Here is a 14,801-nt window from a genome sequence, read left to right on the forward strand (position 1 = left end):
GCTTTTTGCAAACTGCCAGTTTCACTTTTAATGCGCGCCGACTGTTGATTTGTCAGAAGTCTATTATGCAAGGCAGACTAAACATCTTTTTGAACCTCTATGCGATAGTTGTAGCCCTGTTCGGTGAGGAATAGTTGGCGGTGTCGGGCAAAATCTTCCTCGCAAGTTTGTAGCGATACTAATGTATAAAAACTCGCAGTATGTCCGTCGGATTTCGGGCGGAGAATTCGTCCGAGGCGCTGCGCTTCTTCTTGGCGAGAACCATACTTTCCCGATACTTGAATCAACACATCGGCATCGGGTAAATCGACGGCAAAATTGCCCACGCGAGATAGAATTAATCCGGGAATTTCTTTGTGACGGAATGCTTCGTATAACCGATCGCGATCTGCCTGTTTTGTCTTCCCCGTAATCAGAGGCAATTCGGTAATTTTGGCGATCGCATCCAACTGTTCGAGATACTCACCAATAATTAAAATACGGTGTCCCGCCTCCTTTTGCAACAAACTTTGTACCACATCCAACTTACCCGGATTTTCCGCAGCAATCCGAAACTGATTGCGGCGGGGCGCTAGGGCATATTCCATTTTTTCCGCCTCATTTTGGGCGACACGGATTTCCGTACAATTCGCAGTCGCAATAAATCCCTGTCCTTCCAATTCGCGCCAAGGTACGTCATAGCGCTTGGGCCCAATCAATGTGAAAACATCGCCTTCTTTCCCGTCTTCGCGAATCAATGTCGCAGTTAAACCTAACCTGCGTCGTGCTTGCAATTCAGCGGTGATCCGAAATATCGGTGCAGGTAATAGATGGACTTCATCATAAATAATCAGTCCCCACGATTGGGCGTTAAACAACTCGAAATGCGGGAATTCATCATCTTTATTCGATCGATAACTTAGCATTTGGTAAGTCGATAGGGTGACAGCAGCCGTCTGTTTGGAGACACTGCTGTACTCAGCGATCGCATCCTCAGTTAAACTCGTTTTGTCTAATATTTCCCTGCGCCACTGGTGCACTGAAGTCAAACTGCTGGTGAGGATGAGTGTCTTTTGCTTTACCAAACTCATCGCTAACATCCCGACTATGGTTTTACCAGCCCCGCACGGTAGGACGATCGTCCCACTTCCACCTTTTACCTCCCCGTCCTGATAGAATGCCTCTGCTGCTTCTTGTTGATAAGCACGCAAATTAAAGGGCAAGTCCGCTAAAGTACGATCGCGCAAAGAAATCCCTAATTCGGCACCCTCAACATATCCGGCCAAATCTTCTGCCGGATAGCCCACCGCTAGTAAAGCTTGCTTGAGTACGCCGCGATTCCCGGCATCGACTTGAAAGCAAAGATCGGAGATGCGCTTCCCCAACATTGGTTTAACGCGATCGTCCCGTACCAGCAATTCCGCTAGGGGCAAATCGGCAATTCGCAGTTGTAAATCGGGGCTAGCCGCATCGATTCTTTCAATTACAGTTAATCCATACCGCGCCCCCAACAGTTCAATTTCCTGCGCTACGGACTCAGGAATGGCATACTTGGCATATTTTCGCAAAGCTGCGATCGCGTCTTCAACTGGCATTCCCGCCGCCCGCGCATTCCAAACACTGAGGGGCGTAATGCGATAGGTGTGGATGTGTTCGGGACTTTTGATTAATTCGGCAAAAGGGGCGATCGCTTCTCGCGCCTGTTGTGCTGTTGGGGCGTGAACTTCTAGTAAAATTGAGCGATCGCTTTGCACGATCAAAGCATTTTCGGGAACATAATTCATAGGTTGTTTCGATCGCAGATAAAAGGCAGAACAACTTACCACATTACATCTTGCAACATTCTTAAGAACAGGCAAGATGCCTGTTCCACAAGAAATTAATTCTTTGTGGAACAGGCATCTTGCCTGTTCCGAATTAATTTCTTGTGGGGTGGGCCAGAAAGCCCGCCCATAAAAGCCTTATTGAGAATGATGCAACATCTCAGATACCACCGGACACGATCGTACTATTTATCCCGCTGGGGTAAGACGTAGCCGATTTGCCGCAGGGCATTGCGAAATTTAGTTTCCTGGAATAATGGAACTGCTAAAGTGCGATCGCCCGCTAGCTGACAGAATTTTTTGGTACGGGAATCATTGGCAATCAACACTGCTAAATGGGCGTTTGTACATTCGATTAACTTGACATTTCCTACATCTTGCAAACTATTCGCTCGTTCTGTAACATCCGTCAGAAATTGCTGTACGGTTTCGGGTAGCGGTTCGATACTTCTTGTTTCTAAAACTTCTTTAAATTCTGCTAGCGGGTATCCGGCTTCAATGGCGGTAAATAGCTTTTGTCGATCGAGTTGCCAGACGACATCTGAAACTTTTTTAGCATAGAGATCGAGGACGATCGCATCTGATGCCGCAATGCCTTCTCCTGCTACAACAATATCTAAATTGGGCAGTACGCGGAGTGTTTGACGGAACTCAATTGCTGGCGGGGTGTAATTCTGAGTCAATCCCAAACAGTAAGCCCCCAAAGCTGTCAGGCGAAAAGAGATTAAGCCGTCGTACCGGCTGAGAAATCTCAAATCGTCCGTTCCCCAAAGATCGTCAAAATCGCTGGGTACGAGGGACGGATCGGCATAGGCAACATCAATTATTCCCAGGGTAGCAACATATTCAAACAACAGGCAGCGCATATATCTTTCTTGCAGAATATGCCAATCGTGACTGCCCGAATATCCTAAGTTACCATACCCAAATTCAGAAATATAGAGATTGTCGGGATCGCGCGTTACTTCAAACCGATTGCCCGTGGCCAACATATACCTGCTAAATTCGCTAAACAAAATCCATTTACCGACAGGACATTCTGCTAGCCTTGAGGCGATCGCCTCTCTCCGCCCCGCCACCGCTGTCATGCCGCGCGCGCCCTTGCCGGTTTGTCCTTTAATCGCATCAATGCGGCGAAATTCATCAAAAGAGTTTGTTTTTAACCAGCGCTTCCATGCTGTCTGCAATCCTTTGGCAGGTGATTCTTGCAAGGCTTTCTGTCCCGCTTTGGTCAAGACTAGCTTTTTGCCCGATTGTTCGGCGAATTTGCTCGCTTGGGCGATCGCTGCCCAAGCAAAGGATTTGATGTTACCAACCTCGTAGAATATATCGCCCTTTTCCAAGGTAGCTTGGCGCTGTTCGTCGTTATAAAAATCACCCCCTTGCAATACAGCGGCGATCGCTTTGAGAGTTGCGGCACCAGGTAATGCGGTTTTCTCACTAACGGCAACTTTGCCCGACTGAATCAGACGCAAAACTGCTTCCAAATCCTTTGGGGCTGCCCGTTCCATTTCACAAATAGTCAAAGGAAGTTCGTACTCGGATACCTCTCTTTGAGATGTACGAAAGTTACGTTTTTCTACACGAACCATAAAATTATCTGGCAGTACATCACCAACCAGATTTAAGGAAATTCCTTGAGGTTTTGGCACAAACTTCAGCAATTTTTCTTCAAGATCGTAGGGTATCACAGTGCCGTAGAAGAACAAGCATAGTAGGGATGGTTCTCGGTTGTATCCATAGCGATCGCTGGTTCCCCAGTTTGGTTGTTGTCCGTATTTCGCCACAAATACATCGGCATCATAGCCACCACCTGACCCATGTATAACTTCCGCTACGGCCGCTTTTTGCAAATCGTCTAATTGCGCCCAAACTTGCTTAAGTTTTTCTCCCTGCATTTGCTGTTTAATCCCAGCAACCAGGTCAGCTTTGCGGGTTAATTTACGATCGCCCGACAACAGTGCATTCAGCTTTTTTAAATCTTCAACAATTATTCCTTCCAGTGCCTCTTGGAGGGTAGGAACATCATCTATGGTTTGGTAACGCGGCATAATTTTTGGCAATTCGCCTGCTGCAAAATTGTTTGTGCTACCAAATATAACAACTTTCCCCGATTTGTAATTTGAATTTTTGTGACAAAAATTCAAATTCTGGTTTAATATTTATTTTTAAGCACGCAAATTTATCTGCTCAAGTACAGAAGGAGGCGTTCTAAACAACTCGGAATTACACAACTATTCTTGCACACTTTTAGGTAAATAATCTTAATTTAAGATTTGAGATTTGAGATTTAACTCGGAGTGTGAGATAATTATTTACAATCGTGAGCGAAAGCATCCAGGATACAAGCCCCCGGATTCATCCGTGGAGAAATAAAAAACCTGTATCCGATAAACTTGCCCCCCCAGTTTATCCGTGGGGTCAATGCTTCAATTCTTTAATCGAAAATCGAAAATCGAAAATCGAAAATCGATTGACTTGTATTTTACTGAGTCCGCCGACGCGGTAAAACAGCAGTGGCAGTCAGCATTCTTAAAAAAAATCCCAATTCCTAATTCTCACAAACCAGACGATATGACTCAAAAGCCAACCGCAACCTATCGCACCGAAAGCGACTCGATGGGAGACAAACAAATCCCATCTAATGTCTATTATGGCATCCAAACTCTAAGGGCTATTGAAAATTTCCCGATTAGCGGCATTAAGCCTTTATCAACATACGTTGATGCTTGTGTTTTAATTAAAAAAGCAACGGCGATCGCCAATGGTGAACTAGGCTGCATTCCCCAAGACATCAGTCAAGCAATTGTCCAAGCAGCAGATGAAATCCTAGCTGGCAAATTGCGCGATCAATTTGTAGTTGATGTCTACCAAGCCGGCGCCGGAACTTCTCACCACATGAACGTTAATGAAGTTCTTTCAAATCGCGCTTTGGAAATTATGGGCGATGAAAAAGGCAATTACAAGCGCGTTAGTCCTAACGATCATGTAAACTACGGTCAATCGACAAATGATGTGATTCCGACGGCGATTCGGATTGGCGGATTGTTGGCGTTAGAAAAAACTCTGTTTCCGGCTTTGTCGGATGCCGTAGTCGCCCTAGAAAACAAAGCCGAAGAATTCAAAGATATTGTTAAATCCGGCCGCACTCACCTGCAAGATGCTGTGCCGGTTCGACTCGGCGACACCTTCGGCGCTTGGGCGCAAATTCTGAAAGAACATACCTTGAGAATTGACAGGGCATCCGATGATTTGACATCCCTGGGATTGGGGGGAAGTGCGGCAGGAACCGGGTTAAATACTCATCCTGAATACTGTCAAAAAGTTGCTGAAATTCTCTCCGAATTAATTGACCACCCCCTGAAACCAGCAAAGCATTTAATGGCTGCTATGCAGAGTATGGCACCGTTTGTAAATGTCTCCGGTGCACTGCGAAATCTCGCTCAGGATTGCGTTAAAATGTCCCATGACTTGCGTTTGATGGACTCCGGGCCGAAAACGGGTTTGAAAGAAATTCAACTGCCTCCTGTGCAACCTGGTTCGTCAATTATGCCGGGAAAATACAACCCTGTGATGGCAGAAATGACATCGATGGTTTGTTTTCAAGTTATGGGTTACGATAGCGCGATCGCCCTTGCCGCCCAAGCGGGACAATTAGAATTGAACGTGATGATGCCCCTGATTGCCTACAATCTCATTCACAGCATCGAAATTTTGGGCAATACCATCAGCGCTTTGACTACACAATGCCTCGCCAAAATTGAAGCTAAGGGCGATCGATGTCTCGCCTACGCAGAAGGCAGTCTCGCCCTCGTTACCGCCCTCAACACTCACATCGGCTATCTCAACGCCGCCGCTGTCGCCAAAGAATCTCTAGAAACCGGCAAATCTTTGCGGCAAATTGTGCTAGAAAGGGGTTTAATGAGTGCAGAAGACTTGGCAAAAGTTCTAGATTTAGAGAAAATGAGTGCGATGCCAACATCTTCTGCTAACGTATAGGCGATCGCAGGAATCAGCTATAAACTAGAAGGCTGAACTCGATTTAATTCTGCCTTCAGTCTTCTGAGTTCTGCCTCAGCCCTGTCACAGGTTAAAGTTAAACAATTCAGAATTCAAATTTTTTAGATTTAATTCTGATTTTTTTTATAGTCTAAAGTTGGGGAGCAAAATTTATGCGCGCCGGTTCTTTTGCCAAATTAACTCAAGATAAAGAGAACACAACTCAAGTGACATTTCATTATGTGGAAGGTCAGGCTGAAACTTTCACTATTCCGATACCTGCACAAGAACTACAAGAAGAACTGCTGAATTTGTTAAATCAACCTTGGTTGACTTTCCATTTAGCCGATCAAACGGTTTTTATCTGCACAGCCAGGGTGGTAAAAGTAGAAGTAAAACCTGCTATCCCTGAACTGCAAGGTCAAGGAATATTCTCTAACTCGCTGCGAGTTAGTACCATGCAGCGGGCTGCATCTGGTAGATTGCCGATGAATAGTTAGGGTTCATTTGTATTGAGATGATTCTTGATAACGCAGGCGCATATCACCCTGGTTAGGGTGTTCCGTGCCTGCGTTACATTGAGCTTAAGCTGAAGTGCATTGGGAGCATCTCAATGAAAGCAGGCCTCCGCTAGAAATTGGAGTTTTGAGGCAGGAGTTTTGAGGCAGGAGGGAAGAGGGAAGAGGAAGAAGGAAGGACCCAGAAGAAGTGTTTTTACAAATATGAGATGCTCCCAGTGCATTTAAATTGTATAGTCAAATTTAAAAAAAGTCTTGTGGGGAGTAGGGTTTGGCACTCTTAGCCCGCCCCAAAAATACAATTTAGATGCCCAACAGCTTAGACCTATTGTAAAATAATTTTATGATATAATGAAACATTTTGCTTGAGTTAATTGAATCCCAACTCGTAACTTATTTTCACTCTTGTCTTGCCATAGACAGGATAAGATGCTAGAAAGTTCTGTTGTCATTACACAATAAGTAAATCACGAAAAATCAATCTTATATAAATTTGCAATCTTGTCAATTTCCACGTTGATTTGGTATCAACATTCAAACCCTCAAAGCAATAGTTAACGCCAAGGGTGAACTTTGCTGTAGAAAATAATAAAGACAGAAGAGGACTTCGCACCATCCTAACTCTCGAAGAAGATGTCTTAGTCGCCTTGGAATATTGGCAACAATATCGAACATATTTTGGTATTTTTTTTTGTAAAGGACAGAGAAAAACAATCGATATTGTTATGCAATCCCCATTTTTTTTCTGACTTGTTGGTTATATTCGTGGATGACGTTCCAGATTGCCCCGATCTGATTTTATAGCTTTTTCGAGAATGATAATGTTTTTCTCACTAATATCAATTCACTATGAACCTGCACTTAATATAGCTTCAAGGATATAGTCCCAACCACAGAGAGATAAAACTTCTTCATTCGTGAGAGATTTGATAATTATATCTACCTGTTCTTTGAGTTTATCTAAACTCGAATAATTTTCCCACTTGAGGTCTTTTTTTGTATGTTCCCACAATCTTTCAATCGGATTCAATTCAGGACTATAGGCAGGTAAATATATTGGCATTACATGGTCATGCCAGTCTAATAAGAGAGCTTTATGAAAGCTACCATTATCCATGATAATTAGATTGAAATAGTCTGAGTATTTTTCAGCAAATTTATGTAAAAACTCTTGAAAGCAGTTGTGATTGAGCTGAGAAAATTATTGATAATATAGTTCACCTGTTATGGCTATACAACTCCATACACATAGAATTTTCCTCGCTTCCATTGCTTTTTTCCGACTGGTTTTATCCCCTTCAATGTAATCATCATGCCCTGCATAGTAATCAATCCAAATCTACTCTCGTCCTGACACCATATCCTTACAGGCTGTCCTGTTCCGAAATATTTAATCATTACTTTGATAATCTCCCACAGTTTTTTTTTTAAAGTTTGTCTGTGCAACTTCGTTCACCTTATTGCTTTGGGGTCTTGGGACGAGAGAGGTAATATTTTAATTTATAATGAACTAGGTCATGTACGACTTTATAGCTCACTTTGATTCCGCATTCTTTTTCTAGCCATATCTGTAATTTGCCATAACTTGTTTCCCCCTCTGGCTCTTGCAGTTTTTTGATTAATTTTTATCTAACTTCGGGCGGTATATGTGGAGTCTTACCGGGAGCTTTTTTTTACTGTGAGTAATGAGGTAATTCCACCTTATTTGTAAGCTCTTAACCAACGATATATTGTTGATTCGTCTCGATCGGTGCATCGTGGCTAATTCTTCTCTTGTTTTGATTTTTTTGGTGGCAATTCAGTATAATAGCAGTAATTTTTCTTTACTTACTGCGGTTATAGCCCGTTCGAGTCGATGCTCTAGTTCCTCAACCGTTTCCGGGATTTCTACCTTAAATTTGTTGCCCATATTGCATCTCCTCTACTTTTAGCCTACATGAGCGTGTACCTTCATAGTGAATTGGTATTAATACAAAGCGGTATAATTATAACGTGATTAAGAATAACCATCCACGTGTTGAAATAATTTAATAAGGTGAAACTCCTTTCTTTGGTTCGTCTCAGCTTGACTGTAGCCTGACCAAACAAGCAATAGTGAATTATTGAGCGTACCTATCTGGCGTTGTGATGGACTCTGAAAGCATAAACAAACAAACAAAATATACGCAAGGCTTGGATTTGTGCAATCGCTGAGTGGGTAGAGGTGCATTGATAACGCCTTTGAAAGTCCCTTTGTGGTCTTAATCAAGAATCCCCCCGATTCATCGGTGGGGAGTATCAAATTTCCCCCCTCAATCCGCCTATGTGCCAGTTGAGAGTGCCGAATGTGGGTTGGAAATCATCGGTGATGGGCAAATCCGAGGGGAACTCGAAGCTCAAACAGCTCGCTTAGGCATCGACAGCAGCGTTGTATTTAGTGGCTGGCTGTCTCAGGGGGAGTGCGCCCTCAAAATGCAACAAGCTCATGCAATGGTTTTCCCCAGTGTGCGGGAATGCGGCCCGGCAGTGGTGATGGAGGCAATGGCAGTGGGCTTGCCCGTCATAGCAACGAACTGGGGCGGCCCGGCAGATTAGGAATGAGAATTAAATAACTTACAATGCGTGATGGTTCTTGTGGGATGGGCTCTTATAGCCCGTCCAGAAAGGGCGGGCTATCAGCCCATCCCCTACTCCCCACTTTCAAGAGTGTAAATTATTTAATTCGCGATCCTTATCTGAATTCCACTTGCGGTATTTTAGTAGAACCCGCTTCCAGAGAAGGCTTTGTCAAGGGACTGACAGATGCGATGCTCAAGCTCGCTCAGTCACCAGAATTGCGGCAGAGTATGGGTTGTGCGGGACGGGAACGAGTCCGGCAGCCTTTTGATTGGGAACGCAAAGTCGATCGAATACTTGAAATTTCTCAACAAACGATCGACGATTGTCCTAAGCATTAGGAAGCCGACCATTAAAGGATAAAGCAGCAGCTTTCAGGTTGAAAGCTGCTGCTTGGGGGTGCTAAAAAAGTATGTGGCGGCCCAAAGACCCCCCTCTACCTCCTAGCGATCTAAAAACGGGTTAACCCGTTTGTTTGGTTAACCCGCGAGCTTGGAAATATGCAGTTCAATTAGTTTTGCACTACCAGCTTAACGTTGGCATTTTGCAAACCGCGCTGCTTGACTGCTGCCAAGGTCTTGTTGACTGCGTACTTCTGGTTGATGGAGTTGATTAACTCAGTTTGATTGTGCTTTTTGGCGACGCCCCAGAGGTCGGCAATCAGGTCAAAAGAACCATCGCTATTGCGAGACCAACCCAGGTCATATTCGCCTTCCAGAATCGCCACGATGTCGGAGCGAACGCGCTGACCGTTATAGCCACGAACATCAGCTTCTGACTTGACTGAAATGCCCAAGTCGCGCAGGGAAGCTTTCAGGATTTCGGCATCGGTGATTTTGGTACGCAGTGTGCTAAAGTGAGACATTGGATTTCCTCCTAATAAAACTGAGAGAGAAACAACAACGGTCTGGATTTAACGGTGCCGCTTGGCGGCTCTTGAATCGAACTGCTAGCTGTTGCTAGCCTTTGCTCCTGTTTGGACCAGGAGAAAGCTTTTAAAATTCCATTCGCTGATATTCAGCGACGGAAGACGCAGCGGGCCGTGCACGCTGTCTAGCCCAATCTCGCAGGGCGGTGACCTGTTCGGTCATTGTTTTAGACAGTGGCATTGTGGATTTAATGGCCGCGATGATGTCTAGCTGCGTAAACTCTCGATCTTGAGCGAAGGCTTCGTACATTGCGGCTACTAGCGCTTGCTCAATCTCTGCACCTGAAAAGCCCTCGGAAACATTGGAAAGTTGCTCTAAATCGAAGCGAGTAATTTCCCGACGGCGCTTTGACAGGTGAATCTTAAATATATCTTGGCGTTCTTCTTTGGTAGGCAGATCAACAAAGAAGAGTTCGTCGAATCTGCCTTTCCTCAAGAATTCTCCCGGCAACCGCTCGATTCGGTTGGCTGTTGCCATTACGAAGACTGGGGAAGTCTTTTCTTGCATCCAAGTGAGGAACGAACCGAAAATCCGGCTGGAGGTGCCTCCGTCTGAGTCGGCCGAACCAGTGCCTCCTGCAAACGCTTTGTCTAGTTCGTCGATGAAGAGGAGGGCTGGAGAGATGGATTCTGCGGTTTTGAGGGCATTGCGGAGGTTGGCTTCCGATCGACCCACCATCGAGCCGTCGTAGACTCTACCCATATCTAGCCTCAGCAGGGGCAGTCCCCAGAGGCGGGAGGTGGTCTTGGCAATCAGCGATTTCCCGCATCCCGGTACGCCGAGAATTAACATCCCTTTTGGTTGGGGCAGACCGTATTCTCTCGCCCTTTCTGTAAAGGCGTTGGAACGCTGTCTCAGCCACCGCTTCAGCTCTTCTAAGCCGCCGACTGCATCCAGGGTTTCGTCTTCTTCAATGAACTCTAGAATGCCGTTGCGCCGAATTAATTGCTTTTTCTCCGAAAGAACTATGTCTACTTCTTCTTCTGTGAGGCGCCCAGTCGAAACTTGAGCTTTGCGATAAACTTTTTCAGCTTCGTCCTTGGTCAATCCCAAGGCTGCTTTTAAAAGTTTTTCTCGCCCTTCTGTGGTAATGCGTCGCGATTTCGTTTGTTCCAACTGACCAGACAATACTTGGTTTAGTTCCTTCATGTCTGGCAACGCGAAGTCTAATACCACTACTTCCTTTTCTAGCTCGATCGGAATTTGCTGCAAAGGAGACATCAGTATAATTGTCTTTTGCGTTCCTTTGAAGTGGGCGATCGCATCGCGCAACCACCTCGTTACCGGAGGAGAATCTATAAAAGGATGCAAATCTTTGAAAATGTAGATGCTAGCGTTACTGTTGGGTTCTCGCTGCCTGATCACCCATTCAATTGCTGCCTCTGGCGAGACGGTGTTGTGTTGGGTGGTGGTGCGGGGTTGACCATACTCCACAATGCCGTGAGTTACAGTCCAGATAAATACTCGTCGCTGTGGTTTTGCTTGAGCTATTGTCGAAATTGCTTGCTCACACCGCTCTTCCTCGGATGTCACGAGGTAGATCAGAGGATATTGAGCTTGGATTAGAATACTGATCTCTTCTTGCATATTCCTCGACCCACTAGAGACGGTGCTATCTTTGCTGAATCTCAATGCTGCCATTAGCCCTCTTACTGAAATGTTCAGTTTTAGCTTTTTGGGGAAGCAAGGCATTCTTAGCAGGGAACCAATTCTTCCTCTCCCGGTTTTGCCGTGCTGGCACTGACGCCCGACACCTGCTTTACTGGAAGATCCTGTTCAGCCAATACGCTCGGCTGACTTGTTACGGATGCCAGTTCTCCATCTCGCATTACTACTGAACCCGTGCATTCTGGACAGTTGTATACCCGATGGGTTTGTCCGTAGGAGGCTTCTACTTCGTCAACCAGTTCGGGATTTCCTAGGTAGAAGACAATTGCCCTTTCTGCAATTGATGACATCGGTTCAGTTTCGACTGCGGCTCGGATTTTGAGCTGGCGATGCAGTTCTGGTGGAAGATACAATGTAACTTTTTGCTTTTCTTGCATAGGACAGTGAATTGACTTACCCGGGTATGTATATCAGATTAGCCGCTTAATTCTTTGCTGTCAAGCCTCTATGCTGCTTTAGCGTCATCTTGTAATATTTCGTTACATTTGAGGTAACTCTGGGGCTGTTAACAACGAAAAAGTTAGGGGTGTAGCTGATGAGGCCGAGGTGCAGCGGCAGGTATGGGTAGCGTCAAGGACGATCGACCAACTATAAATATGAACAATAGATATATAGGAGTAGGGCCAACAAATTCTTTGAGTCGCCATCTGGGGTAAGGTGCGCCATCAGTGCCCAGCCCGCTCATGAGTGCGCCGTCATTACTGACAAGTTAAGCTAAAACCCACATTCCGCAGATGTGATGATATTACTGGTATTTTTCAAAAATCAAAGCCATCAAACTTTTTTTAGTCTAACTTTTTTAACTTTAATTTATATTTTTTATGAAAATTAAGTAGTCAAGCAAAATTAATTACATAATTATCTCCAAATTCTTTAACAATAGTCCGGACAGTTTTTGGAACTATACTACAAGCTTACGCGGGGCAAGGAGCATAAAAAAGTCGAATTAAATGTAAGTCAGGGGTGGAGCTGACATTGATTTAATTATCCACAGTGGCTCAAAGTCAAGCGAGCATAAGCCATTGGGCCAAAAACTGTCCGAACTATTGTTTTAAGTCTCCTGATTCGTTAAAATTATCCCAGCTCATCCGATCTAAGAATACATACCCTTCAAAGCAACTAGCTGATAGTTTGGCTCGCCTCTCTACGCTTTTTCCGGCTTTTCCTCTGACTATCGGACGGATGTGGGGTTGGCTTAAACTTACTATTCTATCCTCAATACTCTGTTTATTATTATCAAATAACCATTGCTGTTGGCGATAGACATCTGTAAGGACTAGCAAGGTTTTATATTGCTTTTTGTTCAGGCATTCTATGGTCGCACCTGCATCGATTAGCTGTTGAATATGAGGTAGATTTCTTTTAATATATTGGAGCTGTTTTTTTAGTGCCTGTTTTCTTTTGTTTCGGGTGGGCTGTCTTTGTTTAGCTACTGCTAAGTAGTCTTTTCTTGCTAGATTACGGTAGGTTGTTGGTTTTTTACTGGTTTGATATTTGATCTGTTTATACAGGATGTCTATAATTTTTTCGGTATGAACTCTGGCTTTGTTTAATAGTCCTAAGTCGGTCGGATAGGTAATGTCGGCTGGGGCACAGGTAGCATCTATGATTAATTTTCCGCGATTGGGTGACTCATTTTTGGCGTCCGAATCCTTTTTTTTTATGGTTTAACTGGGGTGATGGAGCGGATTTTTTCAACCATTCGTTCGTTAAGTTTATTAATTAGATTCTGGCTAATTCGTTGCCGAAAATGAACTAATAGAGAGGGGTCAAAGGGTAGCTCGTTACTGTAGCTTGATTGACCAATAAAGTATTGTAGATAGGGGTTTTCCCTAATCTGTTCTACTCTTGGACGATCGCTAATTCCCAGTTTTTTTTTAATGATTAATACTCCCAACGCCATCCGAAAAGATTTGGCTGGTGCACCATGCGCTGTCGGGAAGTTAGCCGCATATTCTGATTCAAATTCATCCCACGGGATTATTTGGGCCATTTTTACCCAACGGTTGAGGGCTGACAATTTACATCCGTTGGTTAGTTCAAAGTCTAAGGGTTGGAGGGGAGCAAGCTCAGCTTTTCTGTACATGATCGCAGGTGGCTATGCACGGGTTTTGACCTATTTTACCTGTTTATCACGGCGACTTTACTCTCGCTCGCGCGATCGAAACCTTTCGCCACGCAATATGCGATCGATTATTCAGCAAGCCCTAATATATTCAGATCATCTCAGTGGGATGTTAAGAACTCGCGATTTGGATAGCGAACTCTTAACCTCCCACTATAATTCCGATGTCAGCGGATTTGATAGAAGTTTTTTTGAACAGGCGATCGCACTTGCACCTCAAAACGATTAGTTACGATGTGTTTGCTTTTTTAGCTTTTACTTGCGATCGCCCATAATTCACCAGAAACGTTTAAATTTCAACCATATAATACTTCTTCTACAGGCGGCGTGGCGTCTGTGGGATCGAACTGTTTGATTTTCAAAGCTTGTAGCAAAAACAACCATATATAAAGTGGATTCAAAAAAACATACCGCTGCCAAAGGCGCCGAGGTTCCTTCATCATCCGAAACAGCCATTCCAAACCTATTTTAGATAAAAAGTCAGGAGATTTAGCCAAATTACCCGCATGAAAATCGTAAGCAGCACCTACAGCAATCAACGGCATTGATAAGTCGTCCCGGTATTCGTAAGCCCAGACTTCTTGCCGGGGACACCCCAAGCCGACAAAGGTAATTGCTGCACCGCTGTTGCGAATTTGCTGTGCAATTTCTTGTTTCTCTTGGGGCGAAACGTGCCTAAATTTAGAAGGCTGAGTTCCAGCAATAATTAACTTGGGAAAACGCTGGCAGAGATTGCGAGATAAAGCTTCCAGTACAGAAGCTTGAGATCCGTACAAATAGATAGGTAATCCTTCTTCTGCCGCACGTTCGCAGATTTGTAACATCGCATTCGGCCCGCAAACTCGATCGGGCAATTCCGTATGGTAGAGCCAATTTAACGCCCACCTGACCGGCTGTCCGTCTGGCAATACTAAGTCAATGTGATTAATCCGATAACGATGAGTGCTGTCGAGAACCCCAGTCATTACCCCGTGAACCGCTAGAGCAGAAACTGACATTGGTTTTCCGGCGCTGGCTGCCGCAATAATTTTGCTAACAGCCGCTTCATAATTAACGGCATTTACTAATATGCCCAGTACATTCTTTTTGCCTTTATCAATCATGGAGCACCTCTTTAAGTCAACGCTCGCAGTTACACTCATAAATCTCCCCTAAGATTTGTTTA

11 protein-coding genes and 2 pseudogenes are annotated in these 14,801 nt (G+C 44.6%); 5 read left to right on the top strand and 8 right to left on the bottom strand.

The window, feature by feature from the left end; all coding sequences use genetic code 11:
• Window positions 1-77 precede the first annotated feature (77 nt).
• Both QUA88_RS21590 and QUA88_RS21595 read right to left on the bottom strand, forming a co-directional pair.
• Window positions 78-1,763 carry a DNA repair helicase XPB gene (locus tag QUA88_RS21590; RefSeq protein ID WP_333273753.1) on the bottom strand — a complete coding sequence of 562 codons (1,686 nt, stop codon included), beginning with the start codon at window positions 1,761-1,763 and terminating at the stop codon, window positions 78-80.
• A gap of 224 nt (window positions 1,764-1,987) precedes the next feature.
• The gene (locus tag QUA88_RS21595) at window positions 1,988-3,853 is read right to left on the bottom strand and encodes a hypothetical protein (protein WP_333273756.1); all 1,866 of its coding nucleotides are present in this window, start codon (window positions 3,851-3,853) and stop codon (window positions 1,988-1,990) included.
• Between the two features lie 523 nt (window positions 3,854-4,376).
• Here QUA88_RS21595 and QUA88_RS21600 point away from each other — a divergent pair.
• Window positions 4,377-5,801 (top strand): aspartate ammonia-lyase, encoded by a 1,425-nt coding sequence (locus QUA88_RS21600; protein WP_333211168.1) that lies wholly within the window; start codon window positions 4,377-4,379, stop codon window positions 5,799-5,801.
• 173 nt (window positions 5,802-5,974) lie between these two features.
• Window positions 5,975-6,301: a hypothetical protein gene (locus tag QUA88_RS21605; protein WP_333057269.1), complete on the top strand. Its 327-nt coding sequence runs from the start codon at window positions 5,975-5,977 to the stop codon at window positions 6,299-6,301.
• A gap of 865 nt (window positions 6,302-7,166) precedes the next feature.
• Here the strand turns inward: QUA88_RS21605 and QUA88_RS21610 are convergent.
• Window positions 7,167-7,499: pseudogene (locus QUA88_RS21610) on the bottom strand (transposase); the annotation flags it as partial.
• A gap of 1,124 nt (window positions 7,500-8,623) precedes the next feature.
• Here QUA88_RS21610 and QUA88_RS21615 point away from each other — a divergent pair.
• A complete protein-coding gene (locus QUA88_RS21615; protein WP_333057268.1) occupies window positions 8,624-8,893 on the top strand; it encodes a glycosyltransferase in 270 nt (89 codons plus the stop codon).
• Window positions 8,894-8,916: 23 nt separating this feature from the next.
• Complete coding sequence (locus tag QUA88_RS21620) at window positions 8,917-9,255, top strand: hypothetical protein (protein WP_333057267.1); 339 nt, start codon at window positions 8,917-8,919, stop codon at window positions 9,253-9,255.
• Between the two features lie 170 nt (window positions 9,256-9,425).
• Here QUA88_RS21620 and QUA88_RS21625 read toward each other — a convergent pair whose 3' ends face one another.
• From QUA88_RS21625 to QUA88_RS21640, 4 genes and pseudogenes are all read right to left on the bottom strand, one after another.
• Entirely contained in the window at window positions 9,426-9,779 is a 354-nt protein-coding gene (locus QUA88_RS21625; RefSeq protein WP_006635781.1) for a DUF1257 domain-containing protein, read from the bottom strand.
• A 130-nt stretch (window positions 9,780-9,909) separates the two neighbouring features.
• Complete coding sequence (ycf46, locus tag QUA88_RS21630) at window positions 9,910-11,430, bottom strand: stress-responsive protein Ycf46 (protein ID WP_333057291.1); 1,521 nt, start codon at window positions 11,428-11,430, stop codon at window positions 9,910-9,912.
• A 107-nt stretch (window positions 11,431-11,537) separates the two neighbouring features.
• The gene (locus QUA88_RS21635) at window positions 11,538-11,888 is read right to left on the bottom strand and encodes a hypothetical protein (RefSeq protein ID WP_006635783.1); all 351 of its coding nucleotides are present in this window, start codon (window positions 11,886-11,888) and stop codon (window positions 11,538-11,540) included.
• A gap of 672 nt (window positions 11,889-12,560) precedes the next feature.
• A pseudogene (locus tag QUA88_RS21640) lies at window positions 12,561-13,597 on the bottom strand (IS5 family transposase); the annotation flags it as partial.
• A 97-nt stretch (window positions 13,598-13,694) separates the two neighbouring features.
• On the opposite strand from QUA88_RS21640, the gene QUA88_RS21645 reads away from it, so the two are divergent.
• Window positions 13,695-13,865 (top strand): hypothetical protein, encoded by a 171-nt coding sequence (locus tag QUA88_RS21645; protein WP_333211145.1) that lies wholly within the window; start codon window positions 13,695-13,697, stop codon window positions 13,863-13,865.
• A 67-nt stretch (window positions 13,866-13,932) separates the two neighbouring features.
• Here the strand turns inward: QUA88_RS21645 and QUA88_RS21650 are convergent, their stop codons facing one another.
• Window positions 13,933-14,739, bottom strand: coding sequence for a WecB/TagA/CpsF family glycosyltransferase (locus QUA88_RS21650; RefSeq protein WP_333273760.1), 807 nt, complete (start codon window positions 14,737-14,739; stop codon window positions 13,933-13,935).
• Window positions 14,740-14,801: the final 62 nt, after the last annotated feature.

This window comes from Microcoleus sp. D3_18_C2, from assembly GCF_036702395.1.
Lineage (GTDB): Bacteria > Cyanobacteriota > Cyanobacteriia > Cyanobacteriales > Microcoleaceae > Microcoleus.

Excerpts from the sequence above, each read along its gene's own strand:
- QUA88_RS21625 (WP_006635781.1), bottom strand. The coding sequence starts at position 9,779 with ATGTCTCACTTTAGCACACTGCGTACCAAAATCACCGATGCCGAAATC.
- QUA88_RS21600 (WP_333211168.1), top strand. The coding sequence starts at position 4,377 with ATGACTCAAAAGCCAACCGCAACCTATCGCACCGAAAGCGACTCGATG.
- QUA88_RS21590 (WP_333273753.1), bottom strand. The coding sequence starts at position 1,763 with ATGAATTATGTTCCCGAAAATGCTTTGATCGTGCAAAGCGATCGCTCA.
- QUA88_RS21650 (WP_333273760.1), bottom strand. The coding sequence starts at position 14,739 with ATGATTGATAAAGGCAAAAAGAATGTACTGGGCATATTAGTAAATGCC.
- QUA88_RS21635 (WP_006635783.1), bottom strand. The coding sequence starts at position 11,888 with ATGCAAGAAAAGCAAAAAGTTACATTGTATCTTCCACCAGAACTGCAT.
- QUA88_RS21605 (WP_333057269.1), top strand. The coding sequence starts at position 5,975 with ATGCGCGCCGGTTCTTTTGCCAAATTAACTCAAGATAAAGAGAACACA.
- QUA88_RS21645 (WP_333211145.1), top strand. The coding sequence starts at position 13,695 with ATGCGATCGATTATTCAGCAAGCCCTAATATATTCAGATCATCTCAGT.
- QUA88_RS21620 (WP_333057267.1), top strand. The coding sequence starts at position 8,917 with ATGCGTGATGGTTCTTGTGGGATGGGCTCTTATAGCCCGTCCAGAAAG.
- ycf46 (WP_333057291.1), bottom strand. The coding sequence starts at position 11,430 with ATGCAAGAAGAGATCAGTATTCTAATCCAAGCTCAATATCCTCTGATC.
- QUA88_RS21595 (WP_333273756.1), bottom strand. The coding sequence starts at position 3,853 with ATGCCGCGTTACCAAACCATAGATGATGTTCCTACCCTCCAAGAGGCA.